The 18,724-nt window shown below is 67.3% G+C and carries 16 protein-coding genes and 1 pseudogene; 9 read left to right on the top strand and 8 right to left on the bottom strand.

The features are described 5' to 3' along the window. Positions 1-75: 75 nt before the first annotated feature. Positions 76-783, bottom strand: coding sequence for an ISAs1 family transposase (locus ABT008_RS28585; RefSeq protein WP_350700142.1), 708 nt, complete (start codon positions 781-783; stop codon positions 76-78). Between the two features lie 166 nt (positions 784-949). Beyond that, positions 950-1,237 (bottom strand): annotated as a pseudogene (locus ABT008_RS28590) (transposase family protein); the annotation flags it as partial. Between the two features lie 128 nt (positions 1,238-1,365). Between ABT008_RS28590 and ABT008_RS28595 the strand changes: the two are divergent. Genes ABT008_RS28595 through ABT008_RS28605 form a run of 3 tightly spaced genes read left to right on the top strand, consistent with a single transcriptional unit; the run spans position 1,366 to position 2,965 of the window. Further along, the gene (locus tag ABT008_RS28595) at positions 1,366-1,647 is read left to right on the top strand and encodes a hypothetical protein (RefSeq protein WP_350700144.1); all 282 of its coding nucleotides are present in this window, start codon (positions 1,366-1,368) and stop codon (positions 1,645-1,647) included. Between the two features lie 26 nt (positions 1,648-1,673). Beyond that, positions 1,674-2,408, top strand: coding sequence for an RHS repeat-associated core domain-containing protein (locus ABT008_RS28600; protein ID WP_350700145.1), 735 nt, complete (start codon positions 1,674-1,676; stop codon positions 2,406-2,408). Beyond that, positions 2,402-2,965, top strand: a complete 564-nt coding sequence (locus ABT008_RS28605) for a hypothetical protein (protein WP_350700147.1) — start codon at positions 2,402-2,404, stop codon at positions 2,963-2,965. Before ABT008_RS28600 ends, ABT008_RS28605 begins: the two co-directional genes overlap by 7 nt. Before the next feature lie 177 nt (positions 2,966-3,142). On the opposite strand, the gene ABT008_RS28610 is transcribed toward ABT008_RS28605, so the two are convergent. After that, positions 3,143-4,459 (bottom strand): ISL3 family transposase, encoded by a 1,317-nt coding sequence (locus ABT008_RS28610; protein WP_350700149.1) that lies wholly within the window; start codon positions 4,457-4,459, stop codon positions 3,143-3,145. Between the two features lie 212 nt (positions 4,460-4,671). Continuing rightward, positions 4,672-5,649, bottom strand: coding sequence for a recombinase family protein (locus ABT008_RS28615; RefSeq protein ID WP_350700151.1), 978 nt, complete (start codon positions 5,647-5,649; stop codon positions 4,672-4,674). Positions 5,650-6,074: 425 nt separating this feature from the next. On the opposite strand from ABT008_RS28615, the gene ABT008_RS28620 reads away from it, so the two are divergent. Beyond that, complete coding sequence (locus ABT008_RS28620) at positions 6,075-7,274, top strand: exonuclease SbcCD subunit D (RefSeq protein ID WP_350700153.1); 1,200 nt, start codon at positions 6,075-6,077, stop codon at positions 7,272-7,274. Then, on the top strand, positions 7,274-10,321 hold the full coding sequence (locus ABT008_RS28625) for an AAA family ATPase (protein WP_350700154.1): 3,048 nt from the start codon (positions 7,274-7,276) through the stop codon (positions 10,319-10,321). Before ABT008_RS28620 ends, ABT008_RS28625 begins: the two co-directional genes overlap by 1 nt. Positions 10,322-10,508: 187 nt before the next feature. Here ABT008_RS28625 and ABT008_RS28630 read toward each other — a convergent pair whose 3' ends face one another. The 3 genes from ABT008_RS28630 to ABT008_RS28640 all read right to left on the bottom strand — a co-directional run bounded on the left by ABT008_RS28630 (position 10,509) and on the right by ABT008_RS28640 (position 13,200). Further along, positions 10,509-11,351, bottom strand: a complete 843-nt coding sequence (locus ABT008_RS28630) for a hypothetical protein (RefSeq protein WP_350700155.1) — start codon at positions 11,349-11,351, stop codon at positions 10,509-10,511. A gap of 60 nt (positions 11,352-11,411) precedes the next feature. Further along, on the bottom strand, positions 11,412-12,524 hold the full coding sequence (locus tag ABT008_RS28635) for a DUF6880 family protein (protein WP_350700157.1): 1,113 nt from the start codon (positions 12,522-12,524) through the stop codon (positions 11,412-11,414). Between the two features lie 307 nt (positions 12,525-12,831). After that, the gene (locus ABT008_RS28640) at positions 12,832-13,200 is read right to left on the bottom strand and encodes a hypothetical protein (protein WP_350700158.1); all 369 of its coding nucleotides are present in this window, start codon (positions 13,198-13,200) and stop codon (positions 12,832-12,834) included. 264 nt (positions 13,201-13,464) lie between these two features. Here ABT008_RS28640 and ABT008_RS28645 point away from each other — a divergent pair, with 264 nt between their 5' ends. After that, positions 13,465-13,851: a hypothetical protein gene (locus ABT008_RS28645; RefSeq protein WP_350700160.1), complete on the top strand. Its 387-nt coding sequence runs from the start codon at positions 13,465-13,467 to the stop codon at positions 13,849-13,851. Between the two features lie 5 nt (positions 13,852-13,856). Here ABT008_RS28645 and ABT008_RS28650 read toward each other — a convergent pair whose 3' ends face one another. Next, positions 13,857-14,033, bottom strand: coding sequence for a hypothetical protein (locus ABT008_RS28650; RefSeq protein ID WP_350700162.1), 177 nt, complete (start codon positions 14,031-14,033; stop codon positions 13,857-13,859). 385 nt (positions 14,034-14,418) lie between these two features. Between ABT008_RS28650 and ABT008_RS28655 the strand changes: the two genes are divergently transcribed. The 3 genes from ABT008_RS28655 (at position 14,419) to ABT008_RS28665 (ending at position 18,671) form a co-directional block, all read left to right on the top strand. Beyond that, a complete protein-coding gene (locus tag ABT008_RS28655; RefSeq protein WP_350700164.1) occupies positions 14,419-15,654 on the top strand; it encodes a LacI family DNA-binding transcriptional regulator in 1,236 nt (411 codons plus the stop codon). 406 nt (positions 15,655-16,060) lie between these two features. Then, on the top strand, positions 16,061-17,104 hold the full coding sequence (locus tag ABT008_RS28660) for a cellulose binding domain-containing protein (protein ID WP_350700166.1): 1,044 nt from the start codon (positions 16,061-16,063) through the stop codon (positions 17,102-17,104). A 184-nt stretch (positions 17,105-17,288) separates the two neighbouring features. After that, on the top strand, positions 17,289-18,671 hold the full coding sequence (locus tag ABT008_RS28665) for a non-reducing end alpha-L-arabinofuranosidase family hydrolase (protein ID WP_350700168.1): 1,383 nt from the start codon (positions 17,289-17,291) through the stop codon (positions 18,669-18,671). Positions 18,672-18,724 lie beyond the last annotated feature (53 nt).

An 18,724-nucleotide genomic window follows, 5' to 3' on the forward strand; every position in this document is an offset into this window, starting at 1 on the left:
ACCAACATCGCCAGAGCAACCCGCCGCGCCAACCGCCGCCCCCATGACCTCATCACCACCGTGACCAGCAGCTACTCAACTACGCAATGACCCTGGGGTGCTGTCGCGGGCGTGATGTCGGTTGGCGGCGGCGATGTTGGTGATCCCGGTCAGGCGTAGGGCGCTGATCGCGGCGTTGCGGAGGGCGGCCATGATTTCGGGGCCGGTGCCGGTGCGGATCTGGCTGCGGTCTTCGTCGTAGGTGACGTCGCGGACCCAGTGGATCTTGTTCTCGATTGACCAGTGCCCGCGGATCCAGCCGGCCAGCTGTGCCGGTTTCGCCTGGTGGGGTCGGAGGTCGGTGATGGCGTAGACGGTTTCGGTAGTGAAGCGTTTCGGCTGGTCCAGGCGGCGTCTGCGGCGGCGGATCTGGATGGCCTGGGTGGCGTGCGGGAAGTCGATGCCGGTGGAGATCGTCAGGATCTTGCAGCTGCGGATCTCGCGGCGGCCGTGTCCGCGGTCGGTGTCACGTGCGGTGTCCGGGACTGCCCGCCAGGGCAGTGCGGTGAGCTGGGCGTGTAGGTGGGGCTGGTTGCCTTTGACGGTGAGGATCCAGTGCGCGCCGCGCTCGGCGAGGTAGGTGACGTGTTCACGCTGGCAGTGCAGGGCATCGGCGGTGATCACCGTATCGCGTAGGTCGCTGATCTGGTCGAGCAGCGGCGCGAACCGGGTGATCTCGTTGGTCTTGCCGTCCACGTCGATGCTGGCCAGGACCACACCAGCGGCCTGGTCGCAGGCGGTCATCACGTGCCGGGCCGGAGTGTCGGTGGTACGGGAGCCGCGCAGGGGCCTTGCCGTCGACGGCGATCGCCCGGCCGGCCGTCGAGGTGGTGGCGGTGGCCCGACCGGCGAGCCAGACACCGATCGCCGCAGTCAGTAGCTGCGGGTCCATGGCCTGCAACAACCGACGGATCATCGCTTCCGACGGGCGCCGATCCGGGGTCATGCCCAAGGCGAGAGCCGTTGCCGCCGGCACGTCGGCGACCCATTCGGCGATCGCCGCATACGAGCGGTAGCCGGCAACCACAGCACACACGGCTGCGGTGACCACGACTGTCAGCCGGTGCCGGACACCTCGCCGGGCCCGTGGATCAGGCAGACCGGCGAGCGCTTCGGGCAGCCCACCAGCGGTTTCGGCAACGGTCAACACCGGTGCGCAGGACAGGGACGAGATCAGCGATGATGGCAGCGCGGGCATGACTCACTTCGGGCGATCAGCATGGCGTAGAGAACCTTGATGATCTTCTGAGCCGGTCATGCCCGTCTTGCTGCCACCACCAACGGCGCTTCTACTCCAAGCCTCACAAATCAGACACCGTCACGACTTTGCCGGGGCCCTGCCGCTACACCAACTCCACCACCGCCAAGACCGCCACCCGCTACTACAACCACGCCGGCGCCACCATCGCCGTACGCACCAGCAACAATCTGCACTGGATCATCGGCGACCACCATGGCACAGCCGAGCTAACAATCAACGCCGCCACCCTGGCGGTGTCCAAGCGCCGCACCCTGCCCTATGGCGAGACGCGCGGGAGCGGCACCGGAACTTGGCCGGCCGTCATGGATAAGGGCTTCGTCGGTGGAATCAAGACCCCACCGGCCTGACCCACATTGGTGCCCGAGAGTGCGACGTGTTCATCAGCCGATTCATCTCTGTCGACCCGGTCATGGACCGAGCAGATCCGCAAAAGATGCATGGTTACGCCTACGGCAACAACTCGCCAGCCACGTACACCGACCCCACCGGACTCTACTTCGAAGAAGGGGGCGGCCAGAACCGCCGTGGATTCGTCACGAAGACTGCCTCGGGGAAGAGTACAATACGAGTAAGCGGAAACTCGAAAAAGAAGAACGAGACTGTCAAGGATCTGCCGAAGCGGACGCCAAACCCTGCGCCTGGCCGCTCCCCATTTGCTGTCGCTCCCTCCCCGCGCAAGGGTGGGGAGGAAAAGGTAAGCCTGACAAAGGCGGTCTTCCAGTTTGCATTTGAGAGCATGGCGAGGATGCATACCGAGGATATTGGCCGGGCTACGCGTTGGCTGGTCACGCGCACCGGCGGACGATGTGAATACGTGTATGATATGTGGGCGTGCGAGCAAGGGCGATTGCCACTTGGCTCGGCAAGCGGTGGAACTATGTATGTTACCACGTTCGTATGGAGAAATAGCCCCCAAAATATGAACGATAAGCTCGCGGCGCACGAGAAGCACCACCGTGATGAGCAGTGGGGCCGGTATGGCCTCCTATTCCCGGCCCTGTACTTTCGAGCCGAGGCGATTGATGTTTGGATTGGCGGCGACGGCTGCAATAGGTTCGAAAAGGCCGCTGAAGTCGCCAGTGGTGGCGGAGGGAGCTACACGTGTTAAGGGCGCGAGTGGTTATCCTTTCGATAGGGATTTCGCTACTGATGGCCAGCTGTGGTGTCCTGCTGCCCAGCCATGACTACTATGCCGTCGGCGTAGCGCGGATCGGCGATCGAATCCACATCTACGCGCCGCTCTGCGACGGTGAGCAGGTGGTGGGGGTCGAGGCGATCGACAACCAGGCGGCTGCGAAGGTGCCGGACTTTGATCCTACGTCAATGCGGTTTACCTATTGGAAGGTCGCGGATCCAACGGAGGCGCCCATCGCCGAGGGGTGGATCACGCTTGGCGACAGCAGCGGCTATCGTACGACGACCATCGAAGCGGGCTCGAACATCGGACTCCCCGAGTTCGTTGGTATCACTCTGCGTCTCAACGTGAAGGGGGGGCAGCACACGGTGGCGGACGTGATAGTGATCTCCGAGGCGCCCGAATACCCGGCTGATGCTGACCCTCAAGTTGTCAAATACACCTATCGCGATAAGAGCGGCGGAGAGGGTCCGCGTAACGCACAGGAGATCCGTGAGGATTCCGGGTGCGCTGCAAACTATCCAGCGTGACGTGACGGGAAGGTGCGGAGGACTCCAGTTCCACTTCTGTGGGCCTCCGCACTTTCCTGTAGCGGGACTCGCCTAGGCGGGTGTTAATAGGCGGTCCCAAGACACCATCCGCATCTACCGCCTATCCGCTAACGCCCTCGAGGACGTCGAACACCTCGGCAAACCGGCTCTTCGAAGTTAAGCGGGGTAGAGGTGTCCGCGGTGGCGTCGGGTGGTGGCGGTGCGGGTGCGTAGTCGTTGGTTGGTGGGGTTTCGGAAGCCGTAGGCGTCGCGGGCGACGGTCTTGATGACCCGGTTGGTTCCTTCGGAGCCGGCGTTGGTGATCCCGGTGGTGAGGAACGCGTGGATCTGTGACCACCAGGTCTCGATGGTGGTGGCGAGTCGGTGGAGTTCGGGCAGTTCCGAGGCGGCGCAGCGGGTGTAGAAGCGGCGTAGCAGCTGGTGGACGTGTTCCCGGTCGGGGTGGGTGCGGGCGGTCGCGAGCAGGTCGAGCAGGTCTTCCTTGGCGTTCCACGCGGTGAGGATCGGGGCGCCGATCGTGGCAGGCAGGGCCTCGAGAGTGTCCACCAGGCGGTCGACGTGCTTGCCGGACATCCGAGCGGCCGAGCGGGTCAGCCGGTTACGCATCCGCCACTCGGGGTCGCTGCCGCGACCTCGACGCCCGCGCTGGCTGAGCGTGACCCGGCGGCGGACCTCGGTGACGGCCCGGTTGGCCAGCTGCACGACGTGGAAATGGTCCACGACCAGCACCGCGTGCGGCAGAACCTGCCGGATCGCGGCCTTGAACACGGTGCACATGTCGATCGCCACCGCCCGGATCTGCTCGCGCCAGGCTGGTGAGCGGGCGGTCAGCCAGCCGGTGACAGCAGCGGTGGTACGGCCTTCGACCTGCGCGAGGAGTCCTTGGCCGTCGGACAGATCCACGAAGCCGACGTGCCACCGGTCCGCGGTCGTGGTCCACGAGGCGGCCTGCTCATCCCAGCGCCAGTGCGGCTTGCCCCGGCGGACCTCGTCGATGCCGAGCACCGCGACCGGCTCCGGCTCGGTCGGCAACACCGCGGTGGCGTGGGCGGTGAACGCGGCCGCGACGACCGGCCACGAGACGCCGTGATCGCGGGCCGACTGCACGATCGTGCGGCCGCCGTCGGCGACCGCCGCACCCGCCGTCTGTCGCAACCGTGTGGTCAACCGGGCACGAGCCGGGACCTGCCCGACCTGCTCGGTGAACGACCTGCGCGGACAGGCCGGCGTCGGGCAGTACCAGCGTCGTTTACGCCAGCACAGCCGCACCGGCCGCCCGCCGACCGGCAGGTCCCGCGGCCGAGTCGTGGCCCACTGCTTCACCCGGACCGCCCGCTGCCCGCACCCCGGGCAGCATCGTGCCTGCTCACAACCAGTGGACAGGTCCACCACCGAGACACCGGTGGCGTCCAACTCGACCCGCTCCACCACCAGGCCGTCCAACCCCAGCAGCCGGGTCGTATCGTTGACCATGCTCGCAGCTCTTCACTTGTGACCATCCGAACTCGACACTCAGATGATCACCGATGAGCTGCGAGTCCTCTATATCCGGGTCGCCATCAGCCGCGAACCCCGCTCAACTTCGAAGAGCCGGCAAACCCCGACCGATCGACCCGCGAGGCGCACTGGAGATCTAGGAACCCCCAGTGAACACGGAAACCCAGGAGGTCCCGAACCGCAAAATGCTAACTAGACCGGCAAAGTAGACTGCGAGACAGGCGGATAAACATCAACGCCTGGCTATTTTCGGTGTGCTGCCGGTTCCAGACCTGCCGGCCGGTGTAGCGAGGGTTGGCGAGGATCGCCGCCACCGTGCGTAGCGTCCATCCCGTGCCGCTGCGGTGCGGGTTGCGGCCGGGATCGACGCGGGACGGGCAGGGCACATGCCGATCGTTGAGGTCGCGGGCGATTCCGGCGATGCTGCGGCCGGCGAGGCGCTGGGCGAACATCCAGTGCACATGCGGTGCAGCGGACGGGTCAGGTTCCAGCCGGTAGGTCATGCGTCCCCATTTGGCGTGTGCCCGGTTCGGGTGCGGGCCCGCGCCGGCCAGTCGGTAGCCGTAGGGCGGTCGGCCACCGAGATGACGGCCTTGCTCGACCACCTGGGCGCGCATCGCCGCCTTGGCCCGAAACCGGGAGCGTTGGACCTCTCGTTTCGAGTGCACGCCGAGCAGGGCCAGCAGCGACAGGTGGAACTCGTTGCTGGCGTCGACCGGCCCGTTGAGTTCGGGCAGCCACAGCTGCACGCCGTACAGGTTGAACAGCGGCGCTAGGTCGCGGAACTGGTTGCCGTAGAACGCTCGCTCGAACTCGCCCACGACCACCGCGTCGAACCCCCGGCCAGGGTCCGCGAGAGCTGCCAGTAGTCGTGCGGCTTGCGGGCGGCGCGTCCAGGGCACCTGACGGGACTCGCCGACGTCGAAGAACTCGGCCACGATTACGCCCCGGTCGTCGATCACGTCCTCGGCGAAGTCGCGTTGCCACCGCGCCGACGACAACCGGTCCTGGAACTCCCGCGTCGACATCCGGCCGTAGAACGCGAATGGGATACCCAGCGGCTTTGATGTTGCCTGGTACCGCGTCCGGGGGCGGCCCCGCCGGGGCGACTGCCGTATCCACCAGCCGAGCAGGTCAGGGCCGTCGAGTTCCGGCGTGTACTGCATCAGGGCCTCCCATACCGAGGCTTACGGTCAGCCCTCGGTATGGATGGAAAACGATGTAGTGGTTTGTTGGACTCGGCCACTCACCACACCCGTCGGCGCGGAGGAAGGGTAAGGCTATTACTCGCCTGGCGCGGTGCCAGTGTCGGCCGTGTGTCGGTATCCCCGCCCGAACTTGGTGGAGTCCTCTCTCCACCGAAGTGGAGGTAGCTCACCGCATGGTCCACACCGGGCGACCCTTCACCCGAGGTGTCCCCGCCGAAGTGTGAGACAGTGCGACCGGTCGGCTGTGGTGGTATGGCACGGGGCCCTCCAAGGCCAGTGGCGCCGACGGTGCCAAGTGGACTGCCCCGCCGGTCCTCCAGCCATGCCATATCAAAGGTTTCCCGTACGGACTGCCGGGACACACCCGATCTTCGTCCGGAAGTGTGGTCGGCTGGGGTGATGTGCCGCGGTCAATGGATGTTCTAGCGTCTCGGCTCGTGCGTCTTCTTCACACCTCGGACTGGCATCTGGGCCGCCATCTGCACGGCATCAGCCTGCACGACGCGCATCAGGCGTTCATCGACCACCTCGTCGAGGTCGCTCGGAGCGAGCGGGTCGATGCGGTGCTCATCGCGGGTGATCTCTACGACCGGGCAGTGCCGCCGCCGGACGCGGTCGGTCTGTGGGATCAGGCGCAGACCCGGCTCGTGCTGGAGGCGGGAACCCAGGTGGTCGTCATCGCCGGGAACCATGATTCGCCGGCGCGGTTGGGTGTCAGTTCCCGGTTGCTGGAGCGGGCCGGTGTGCACGTGCGGGTGGGCACGGGTGCGGTGGGTACGCCGGTGCTGCTGGAGTATGAGGACGCGAGGGTCGCTTGCTACCCGGTGCCGTTCCTCGAACCGGCGTCGGCGGTGGCCGCCTGGGGGGTCGAGGATCGGAGTCACGCGGCGGCGCTGCGTGCAGCGATGGGTAGGGTTCGGTCGGATCTGGCCCTTCGTCCCGGCTATCGGTCCGTTGTCATGGCGCACGCCTTCGTGTCCGGCGGTCAGGGTTGTGACACTGAGCGGGACATCAGCGTGGGTGGGGTGCAGCATGTGCCCGGTGCGGTGTTCGAGGGCGTCGACTATGTGGCGTTGGGTCACTTGCACGGGCGTCAGCGTCTGGCCGACGGGTTGCGGTACAGCGGTTCACCGCTGGCGTTCAGCTTTTCCGAGGCCGCGCACGTCAAGTCGTCCTATCTGGTGGATTTTGGTGTCGACGGGCTGCGCGGTGTGGAGGAGGTTCCTGCTCCGGTGCCGAGGCGGATGGCCCGGCTCACCGGCACCGTGGAGGAATTGTTGAACAGCCCTGCCTACAGCGCGTATGAGCAGTGTTGGGTCGAGGCGACGTTGACCGATGCGGTGCGTCCGTTGTCGCCGCACGAGCGGCTCAAGCGTCGGTTCCCACATCTGCTGAAGCTCGTGGTGCCGAGCCTGGCCGTCGAGGTGGGCGGCCGGGATCTCGCCGATCTGGATCGGCTGTCACCGGTGGAGGTGGCGCTTGACTTCGTGACCGAGGTGCGTGGTCGGCCGGCGGACAACGACGAGGTCGCGCTGCTGCAGCGGACCTTCGACGAGCTGCGCCGGGTGGAGGTGACCCGCTGATGCGACTGCACCGGCTGACCATGACCGCCTTCGGGCCGTTTCCTCACACGGTGAGCGTGGACTTCGAGGCGCTCACGGCCGACGGCCTGTTCCTGATCCACGGGGATACCGGCGCGGGGAAGACCACGATCCTGGACGGGATCTGCTTCGCCCTGTACGGGTCCGTGCCCGGTTTCCGGGACGATGCCAAGTCGCTGCACTCGCAGCATGCCGCCGTTGGTGTCGGCCCCCGGGTCGAACTGGACGTCACCCTGACCAACCGACGGCTGTTGATCAGCCGCAGCCCGGAGTGGATGCGTCCCCGTAGACGCGGCAGCGGGACCACCCGGCAACAGGCCGTTGTCGAGATCGTCGAACAGCTCCCGGACCGGACCGAGTTCGTCACCAGGGACCACCGGGAAGCCGCCGACCTGATCAGGGCGGAGACCGGCCTTGACGTCCAGCAGTTCTGCCAGGTGGTCCTGCTGCCCCAGGGCGGGTTCGCCAGGTTCCTGCAGGCGTCTGCCGACGACCGGCAGGGGCTCCTGCGGCGCCTCTTCGACATCGAGATCTTCACCCGCGCCGAGGGATGGCTGGCGGAGCACCGGACGCAACTCGGCCAGCAGGAACGCGCGGCCCTCGGCACGATCCGTGACCTGACGCAGCGCTTCGCCGAGGTGGTCAAGGTCGAGGTGCCCGCCGATCTCGACAAGCCTGACACCTTGAGTGAGCTGGACGCCTGGGCCGCCGTGCACCGAAACCGGGCCGCTGACCTGGTGGAGGCCTTGGCCCAGAACATGGCCGTGGGTACGGCGGAGGAGCAGCGCCTCGACCAGGTTCGGCAGGCCGCCGCGACCCTCGCCGGGCAGCAACGGGAGTACCAGGCGGCGGTGCAGCAGCGCGATGAGCTGACGACACGCAAGCCGCTGCGTGACCGCTGGAAGCGCCAGCTCGACTCCGCCCGCGCGGCAGCGACGCTGAAGCCGTACCTCGACCAGGTCGACCGGCGGCACACCGACCTCGACCTGCTCCGCCGTACGACGATCGAACACCTCGCCTCGCTGCCCGCTGACGTGGCGGTGCTGCCGGACCGTATTGCGCTGACTGTCCCGGACGGCGGGGAGGCCGTCGACGTGGCCGACCTCGACGTCGACGCGCTGACCCGGGCGGAACAGACCCGCACCACGCAGCTGCGTGCCGCCGAGGCCGCGATCGACAGCGAGGCGCGACGGACCACGCTGCGAGGGCAGCGGACGGCGGTCGGCAAGAAGCTCGAAGATCTGGCCAGCCGGAGCGAGAAGGTCAACGCCCGCCTGGTCGAGCTGCCGGTCGAGCATGCCGAAATCACTGGCCGGCGCGAGCAGGCCCTGGCGGTGGCCGCCGACCGGGAGGCCGCCGAGCTGCGGCTGGACGAGGCGCAGAAGCAGGCCAAGGCGTGCAAGCGCCGCGACGACCTCACCGCGCAGCTTGCGACCGCCGAGGAGGAACGGCGTACTGCCGTCGACCGCCACCAAGCCGCCGAGGCCCGGCACCTCGACGTACGGCAGCGTCGGCTGGCCGGCATGGCCGCGGAGCTCGCCGGTGAACTGCGGCCCGGTCAGCCCTGCGGGGTCTGTGGCTCCCCGGAACACCCCGAACCCGCGCAGGCAGCCGCCGACGCCGTCTCCGCCGCTGACGAGGACCACGCCAAGACGGAGGCGGGCGAACTGCTCGACGAACGTCGCAGCGCCGAGATCACCGTCGAGCGCATCAACGCCCAGCTCAACGAAGTTACCGAGACGGTCGGTGGCCTGACCGCAGCCCATGCGAAGTCGACGGTCACCGAGGCACGCAAGGCGGTGCGGGCGGCGACCGAGGCGACGAAACTGGCCGACGAACTCGGCGCCCATCTGGAAACCCTCGACGTGATGCTGGCCGATCAGCACCGCGAAGCCGCCGACATCGGCCGCGACGAAGCGGTGGCGAACGCCCAGCAGGCCGCCCTGACCGCGCAGATCACCGAACTCGACGAGACCATCGACGCCGTCCGTGGCCAGGACAAGACCCTGCGGGTGCGGGTGACCCGCCTGACCGGGGAAATCGCCGAGGTCAGGACTGCAGCGACCAACCTGGGGCAGTGGCTACAGGCAGGAAGGGAACTCGCCGACGCCCACCGGGAGGCGCAGCACCACCTGCACCTGTCGGAGTTCGCCGACGCCGTGGCAGCGCGGGCCGCAGCCCTGACCGACCCCGAGATCGTCGACCTGCAGGAGCGTATCGACGCTTTCGACGGCGAGTACCACCAGGCCGCAGGACGAGCACAGGACCCCACCCTGCTCGCCGCCGCACACCAACCATCACCGGACGTTGAGGGCAGCGAACAGACCTACCAAGCCGCCCGACTGCGGGCCACGGAGCTGCACGCCCAGCATGGCCTCGCCGTCGAGCAACACGACCGGCTGAAGCAGCTGGGCCCGGATCTGGTCAACGCCCTCGCTCAGTGGAGACCCATCCGCGCCGAGTACGAGATCGCCAACCGCCTCGCCCAACTCGTCGAGGGCAAGAGCAGCGACAGCGGTACCCGGATGACCCTCTCCACCTATGTGCTGACCCACCGGTTCCGGCACGTCGTCACGGCGGCGAACACCCGACTCGGGCAGGTCACCCACAACCGCTACCTGCTGCGCCATGTCACCGAGTCGGACACCGGCCGCCGCGCCGGCCGCAATGGGCTCGGCTTGTCCGTCGTCGACGCCTGGACCGGCCAGGAACGCCGCCCGGCCACCCTCTCCGGCGGGGAAACCTTTCTGGTCTCGCTGTGCCTTGCGCTCGGCCTCAGCGATGTCGTCCTGGCTGAGGCTGGCGGCACCCAACTCGGCAGCCTCTTCGTCGACGAAGGCTTCGGGACTCTCGACCAAGAGGCACTCGACCAGGTACTCGACGCCCTCGACGGCCTGCGCTCAGGTGGCCGTACCGTCGGACTGGTCAGCCACGTCGCGGAACTACGTCGGCGGATTCCATCCCGCCTCTACGTCCGTAAGGCAGCCACCGGCTCCACCGTGGCCGTCGAAACCCAAGCAATCGACTGAGGACACTTTGTCTACGCCTGTTCCTCCCGGTCAAGCTCAGCTACCAGGGCTTTAACGACTCCGGTTGGTCAAGCCACTACCACCAAACAACGATCGACCTGTAGGGGCCGGCAGTAGCCCCGCCGCCGGTGCTTGCCGGGCGGCGTTGCCCTGTCCTGCGGCGGGCGGCACAAGCATCGCGCGATGATCAGCAACCGGCCGTACCAGCCATTCCTACGGCGTGCTCAGCGAGGAGATCGGCGTAGATGTCAACGTCCACGGTGTCGTAGTGGCAGCGCGCAAGGAGCCGGTAGAGTCGCTGGGCGATCTCGTCCGAGGCGAGGTCGAGGCGTTCACACAGGTCACGGTGCGCGCCTACGAGCGGCTCGGCGATCTCCTGCGGTTCGGTGCGGGTGATGTCGTAGGCGTCGCGGAGATGACCGGACAAGTCGTCCCAGACGAGGATTGCTTCCTCGACCAGGTCGAGCGCGGCAGGGGTCGCGGGGCGGGCGCAGAGGATCTCGACTTCGGCGGCCAGGCGGTGCCCCGTGGTTTCCACGTCGGAGATCTGCCACTTGCTGCCGGCGGTCACGGTCGACGCGTCCCGGACCGCAGTGCGGAAGTCGGCGAGGCCGGAGGTGTCGGCGGCGTCGAGCATGCCGGCCTCGCCCAGCAGCAGGGTGGCGAAGAGGCGGTCCCGGGCCGCGTGCCCCGCCACCAGTTCGGCGAGTTGGCGGGGCGACAGCCGCTGCACGGCTTGAAGGTAGCGGGCGTGTTTGGGCGCGCTGGGAGCGGCGCCGGGCGGGGTGGCGGCGCCGGAGAAGGTGGCGCCCGCGTGGAACGCGGTCAACGCGGTCGCGACCGCGTGTGCGCACAGGTCGTCACCGCTGATCCCGCAATCGCAGTCCCCGGTGAAGATCCCGTCGACGATGCCCACCCAGGGCTGGAAGGTGGCGTCGTGGTCGCGCACCAAGGCATGGACACCGCCCCCGGCGGACTCCAACTCACCGACGTTGCCGTCGGCCAGCAGTCGCGCCACATCCTCATCCACCGCCGTGGGGACCGAATCACGAAACGCTTCTATGTCGATGCGGACCGCCACAGGCACACCCTATCGGCCGGACTGGAAGCGGGCGGCGTCGAGCTTGGCCAGGAACGTCGGCCGGCGGCGGTGTTCTGCGCGCAACGCCTCCAGGTACGCCTCGAAACGGGTGACCTCACCGGTGGCCACGTACGCCTCGCGCAGGTTGCGCAGCAGCGTGATCGCCCTGTCGTAGCGGCGTTTGTCGTAGGAGTCCATCAGTTGGGCGTCGATGAGCGCCTGGTAGGGCTCGCATACCTCGGCCGGGTGGGTGCGCCGCCGCAACTCCACCAGTTCGACGCGCTGCCGGGCAGGAACCTCGTCCCAGCGCGCGAGCCCGGTGCACCAGGCCTCGTTGTCACGACCGGCGAGGATCAGCACGTCGATCAAGTGGAGAAGGTATCCCGCCTGCCCTGCGGCACGCTCGCGTACCACCGTCAACGCCCGTTCGGTGTGCGCGGCGTCCTGATCGGTCTCGGCTACCGTGGCCAGCAGCGACCGGAAGTTGTCGATCGTCGGTTGGACATCGAACGCCGCCCGGCGCTCGGCCACCGCCGCCTCCGGCTCACCGGTCTCGATCAACAGCCGTACGAGTAGGTCACGTAGCGCCACGGCCTGATAACCCGACGGGTGAGCGACGAGTCCGCGTCGGGCCCAGTCGATCGCCTCGGCGGGGCGCTGCGCCTGCCCCAGTACCGTGACGATCCGTCCGTACTGGTCGGCGCTGACCAGACGCTCCGCCAGGACCTGTACGTGGCGGTCCACGTCGCCGGAGACCTCAACGATCTGCTCCCGCAGGTACCGCACCGCCCATTGCCGATGCCAGTCATCGGGCTCGGTCTCTGCGGCACGCTCGTCGACCAATCGCGCGACCTCGGCAAGGCCCTTCGGCCCCAGGGCCGGAGCCCACTCGCGCAGCACCACGTCCGGCCAGCCCGGGCCGTCGCACACCAGCTTCACCAGCCACGCCGCCAACCCTGCCAGCCGAGGCGGCGCGGCCCGACACGCCCGGGCGTAGACCTCCATCAGGTACGCCAGGTCGTTGCCGAGCACGCCAGAGGAGCTATCCATGTACATCAGGGTGCCCGTCATCCGATCGACCGCCTTGCGCAGCAACGGCACCGCGACCGACGCCTCACCCACGTCGATTAACCTTTCGCAGCGGTCGGCGACCTCACGCGCCGTGCGCGAGTAGGAGTCCCGGCCGGAGTACGGGTCACGGCGACGATCCCGCCGCAACCGATCCACCAGCACCGTCAACTCGCTATCGCCCTGCACCCTCACCGGTACATCACACCAGACACGCAGGCCGCCCCGATGGGCTGACCCGACACGGCCGCGAGGTCAACCGACCTGCCAGCGATCACCGTCGAGAAGACCTTCCTGGATCCGAAGCGGGGCTCGGGCCGACGGCCCGAGCCCCGCTCCAGACCAGTAGGGTCAGATCAGATCAGCTGAGCGGGATGACGCCGATCAGGCCCAATCCAAGCTGGGTATCGGTTCGTGTCGATCCTCGGACACCAACCATTTCCCCATGAAAGTCCGCTACAGGCTGTGCCTGTACGCGGACTTTCTGTTTTCCGGGGTCGTAGGTCAGGCGTAGCCCGATCTGCCGGTATACCTCGGCGCGGTCGGCGGGGTCGGCCTCTCGTAGCACGGTGACGATGTCGCCCAGGGCGGTGACAAGATCGCTTATCTGCTGTCGTGTCAGGTGATGGTGCGCCTGCTGAGGTCGGGCTCGGGTGAGCACCGCCAGGATGGCGCGGCGTTCGGTTTCGACCTCGGCGATCCATCGTCCCTCAGCGGGAAACTCGACCAACTTTGTCGTCTTCTCGATTGCATCCTGACTGAGAGTCGCGCTCGCATGCACTCCCTGTTAGTTGACAGGCAGCGTCACAGACTGCGCTGCCTACAACCAAGATCACAAGGGTGATGCCGTGCGTGCAGCATGAGTGAACCCTCCGAGCAGGGGCGCGGCCCAAAATCAGGCATCCGTGGCCACCTCACCTCTGCAGTGTTCGCGGGCGGTGCCGCGATAGTCTGCAACGGATGAAGCCGCCGGCTCGAAGGTGAGGCTTGCCCAATGGGTACCAGCTACGAACCGATGACTCTGACCAGGTTGGCCACCCATCTGGCATCCGCTGACACCGACCAGACTCGCTGGAAGCTCGTATGGGAGTTTCTGGAGGAGTACCGCTGGGAGCCCGCCGACACCAGGGTCGACCTGTTGCGAGATGAGCCCGGGCTAACCGAGGACCCACGGTGGGACGCGCTGCTTGCCGCGCTCGCGGAGCACCTGCTAGCTCAGGCAGATCTTGCTCCGCCCGCATGGGTCGACGCACGTGTGCTGCGCCGGGCATGGTTCCCGGCCGAACTGGCCATCCACCGGGCCGACGCCCTGGCGTGGGCCCCGGCTGCATTCCGGAAGCACGGTGTGTACCTATCCGTTCACGACCTGGCCGCGGCATGAGCGGATCAGACGGCGTCCTCATGGGGCGCGCGGAACTCGAACGCGCTTTCGCTCACCTGGGCGACCGGCTTGTCCGCCGCGGAGTCGTCGCTGACATCTTCATCGTGGGTGGTGCCGCGATGGCGCTCGCCTACGACGCGAAACGGGTTACCAGGGACGTCGACGCGATGTTCGTCCCGCACGGAGTCGTCCTCGATGAGGCGCGTGCAGTGGCTGACGAACTGGGCCTACCGCCGTGGTGGCTCAACGAGCAGGCTAGCGTGTATGTATCCGGCAAGGACGACCCTGGCAAGCGGCGAGTCTTCGACCACCCTGGCCTGCGCGTGATGGCCGCCTCTCCGGAGCACCGACGACGGCTGGACCTGGTGACTTCATGGAGCCTCTTACCTGCTCCATACAATCCTCACCAGATAGCTCCATGTAGCTCCACGACGGGGGTTACGGGTGGAGTCCGGTTGCCGCTCCGGCGTGGAGCCAGTGAGTTGACGTGGAGCCACCCGTCACTACGGTGTCGGCATGGCGCGTGGCGAGATCGAGCGACTCCCGAGCGGTTCGCTTCGAGTTCGGGTGTATGTCAGTACCGATCCGGTCACGCGCAAGCGACGCTACCTGGTGGAGACGGTCCCGGCCGGTCCCACTGCCGAACGTGACGCCGAGGTGGTGCGCGTACGGCTGCTCAGCGAATCCCGCGAACTCCGTGCGCGCACCAGGCGGGCACAGACGCAGGCGCCGGACGTCGGTGTGACAGCCGCACCTGCGGTGAACGGCGGTTCCATCGGTCAGCGGCGTGGGCGGCGCCGCGGCGATCTGACGGTGGCCACCATCGCGCGGATGGCCGGGGTGTCGGCGCCCACCGTGTCAAAGGTGCTCAACGGCCGTCCGGGAGTGGCATCGGACACCCGGCAGCGGGTGGAGGCTGCATTGCGTGAGTGCGGCTACCGCCGACCGGAGAACCTCATCCGGGCGGCGCATCTCGAGGTCGTCTTCTATGGCATGCAGACCAGCATCGCCGTGCACATCATCCACGGTGTGGAGCGGGTGGCCTCCGGTCAGAACCTGGCCGTCGGCGTGACCGACGTCCGCCAGCTGACCAAGGTGGGGCGCGACTGGGCGCGACACCTGCTGGCTCGCCGGCCCAGTGGCGTGATCGCGGTGCATCTCGGCTTCACTCCCGAGCAGCACGCTTTGCTTGAGACCAGCGGCATCCCGATGGTCATGCTCGATCCCAGTGGTGAGCCGGCCCATGCCACTCCGTCAGTGGGAGCCACGAACTGGTCCGGCGCGATCACCGCGACCAGGCATCTGCTGGATCTGGGGCACCGGCGCATCGGCGTCGTCGCCGGGCCGACCGACCACCTGTCCGCGAGGGCCAGGCTGGAAGGTGCCCGGGCGGCGATGGAAGCGGCCGGGCTGGCGCTGGACAATCGGCTGGTACGCGTCGGCCAGCGGTTCGCCTTCGAGGACGGCGTGGTCAGCGGGCGGGAGATGTTGCGCCTAGACGACCCGCCGACCGCGATCCTCTGCGGCAACGACATGCAGGCGTACGGAGTCTATGAGGCGGCTCGCCAGCTGGGTGTGCACATCCCGCACGAACTCAGCGTGGTCGGCTTCGACGACCTCTCCTACAGCAGGTGGTGCGGCCCGGCGCTGACCACGGTGCAGCAGCCCTTCACCGACATGGGAGCCGCTGCGGCTGACCTCGTTCTTGCGGTGGCAGCGGGTCACACGCCCAGGCCGGCCCGCTTGGAGCTGGCCACCACCCTCATCCTGCGCGACAGCACGGCGCCCCCGGCCGCACGGTAGCGGCACCGGCGCGAGGCCTTGCCAACCGAATCGTTTTCATCGATACTCGGAAATGGTTCAGGTTGGAACGGGTCGGCTGTGGGCAACACCCGACCAGGGAGGTGTTGGCCTCCAACGCGTCCAGCGAACCGACACCCTTGAGCCGGGTGACGTGTAACGCACCGACCCGTCGACAACGGTAACAACGGGCCGGGATCGCCGCAGGTACGACGAGGTTGTGTCCTCACGCTCGACGGCCTGATCCGGACGGTGCGCAGTACCGCGTGGACCCACCACCACCCACCACGCCTCCAGCCCCTCTCGGCCGCTACAGCACCCGCCGTCGCGTCCGCCGCCTTGGGCTGCGCAGCCGGTGCGACAGCAGGAGAAACAGATGCGACAACGTTGGATAGCAGCAGCTACCGTCATGGCCGCAGCACTCACCGCTTTGGCCCTGCCAGCCTCCGTCCAAGCGGAATCGAACGGCGGAACCCGGATCATGCCGCTGGGCGACTCGATCACGGATGGCCTCACCGTGCCCGGCGGGTACCGGATCGAACTCTGGCGAAAGCTCGTCGCCTCCGGGCACCGGATCGACTTCGTCGGATCTCAGTTCAACGGGCCGGCCAGCCTAGGCGACCGCGACCATGAAGGTCACTCAGGCTGGACCATTTCGCAGATCGACGCCAACGTGGTCAACTGGTTGAGGGCGACCACTCCCCGCACGGTTCTGCTGCACATCGGCACCAACGACATGTTCGGCAACTCATCCGGAGCTGCCTCCCGGCTGTCCGCCCTGATCGACCGAATCACCTCGACCGCCCCGTCCGCGGACGTGTTCGTGGCGACGATAATTCCGCTCAACGGCGCCCAGAGCCAGGTGCAGGCGTTCAACGCGGCGATTCCCGGCATCGTCAGCAGCAAGGCTGCCGCCGGCCGCCGCGTGCATCTGGTGAACATGGGATCCGCGCTGACCCTGTCCGACCTCGCCGATGGCGTCCACCCGAACGCTGTCGGCTACCGCAAGATGGCCGACGTCTGGGACCGGGCGCTGCGGGCTGTGCCCGGCAGCATCGGGGACAGCAATCCGCCGACAACCCCGCCTACAACTCCGCCTTCGACACCGCCGTCGACCCCGCCCTCCACGCCGCAGGCGGGCTGCCGGGTGGCCTACGCGGTGAACGCCTGGAACACCGGGCTGACCGCCTCGGTCACCATCACCAACACCGGCAGCACCGCCATCAACGGCTGGACCCTGGGCTTCCTGCTACCGGACGGCCAAGCCATCACCGGTGGATGGAATGCCGGGTACACCCCGACGAGCGGTGCGGTGACCGCCCGCAATGTCGCCTACAACAGCGGCATCGCGCCAGGTGCATCGGTCGATATCGGGTTCCAGGCGACGCACTCCGGCAACACCGCCAAGCCCTCGGCCTTCACCCTCAACGCCGCGTCCTGCTCAGTCGCCTGAACAGGAGCGGCTCGGCCGGCCCCCACACCACCACTGAGCCATCCGCGGGAGCCATGTCGTGTTCCGGCGCCCGGCCCCGCGGCCACGGGTACCTCAGCCTCGGCGTGGCCAGGGGCGTCGCGCCCAACCGGGCTTAGCCGCGAATCCGCGTCAACCTGAGCCCCAGCCCCACAGGAGAGAACTCATGACCAGATCCGGATTAGCCAGAGTCGGTTTCGTGTCGGCCGGCGTCGCCCTGATCGCATCGACGGTGGTCGTCGTAGCCGTGCCTGCTGGGGCAGCGGCTGCGGGCTGCTCGGTGAACTACGCCGTGTCGTCGCAGTGGCAGGGCGGTTTCGGCGCCAACGTATCGATCACCAACCTCGGCGATCCATTGTCCAGCTGGACGCTGACGTGGTCGTACGGCGCCGGGCAGACGGTGACGCAGGCGTGGAACACCTCGTTGACGCAGAACGGTGCGGCGGTGACCGCAAGGAACGTCAGTTACAACGGCACGGTCGCGACCAACGGCGTGGTGTCCTTCGGTTTCAACGGATCGTGGAACGGCACCAACCCTGTCCCGACCACCTTCGCCTTGAACGGCGTGACGTGCAACGGCACCCCGACGCCCACCACCCCACCGCCGACCACACCAACCCCGACCACACCACCGCCGACCACATGCACTCTGCCGTCGTCGTACCGCTGGACCTCAACCGGAGCGTTGGTCAACCCGAAGTCGGGGTGGGTCTCCCTGAAGGACTTCACGAGCGTCATCTACAACGGCAAGCACCTGGTCTACGGGTCGACCGTCAACGGGTCGTCGTCGTACGGCTCGATGAACTTCAGCCTCTTCACCAACTGGTTGGACATGGCCACGGCCACCCAGAACACGATGAGCCAGGCAACCGTCGCCCCCACGCTGCTCTACTTCGCCCCGCGCAACATCTGGGTGCTGGCCTACCAGTGGGGCCCGACCTCGTTCAGCTACAAGACGTCCACCGACCCCACCAACGCCAACGGCTGGTCGGCGGCCCAGACGCTGTTCACCGGGACGATCACCGGCTCCAGCACCGGAGTGATCGACCAGACACTCATCGGTGACAGCCAGAACATGTACCTGTTCTTCGCCGGCGACAACGGCAAGATCTACCGGGCCAGCATGCCGATCGGGAACTTCCCGGGCAGCTTCGGCGCCTCGTACACCACGATCATGAGCGATACCCAGAACAACCTGTTCGAGGGCGTGGAGGTCTACAAGGTCGCGGGCCAGAACCAGTACCTGATGATCGTCGAGGCGATCGGTAGCCAGGGACGCTACTTCCGCTCCTTCACCTCATCCAGCCTGAACGGTACGTGGACGCCACAGGCCGCGACCGAGAGCAATCCGTTCGCCGGCAAGGCAAACAGCGGTGCCACCTGGACCAACGACATCAGCCACGGCGATCTGGTCCGCAGCAACCCCGATCAGACCAAGACCATCGACCCCTGCAACCTGCAGATGCTCTACCAGGGCAAAAGCCCGAGCGCCAGCGGCCCCTACAACCTCCTACCGTGGCGGCCGGCGGTTCTCACCCTGCAACGCTAGTCACCGCACCGTGCAAGCGGCCTGACCCGGTGTGATCGGCGGAAGGCAGAGCA

It is taken from the genome of Micromonospora sp. NPDC002389, assembly GCF_040296095.1.
Classification (GTDB): Bacteria; Actinomycetota; Actinomycetes; order Mycobacteriales; family Micromonosporaceae; genus Micromonospora.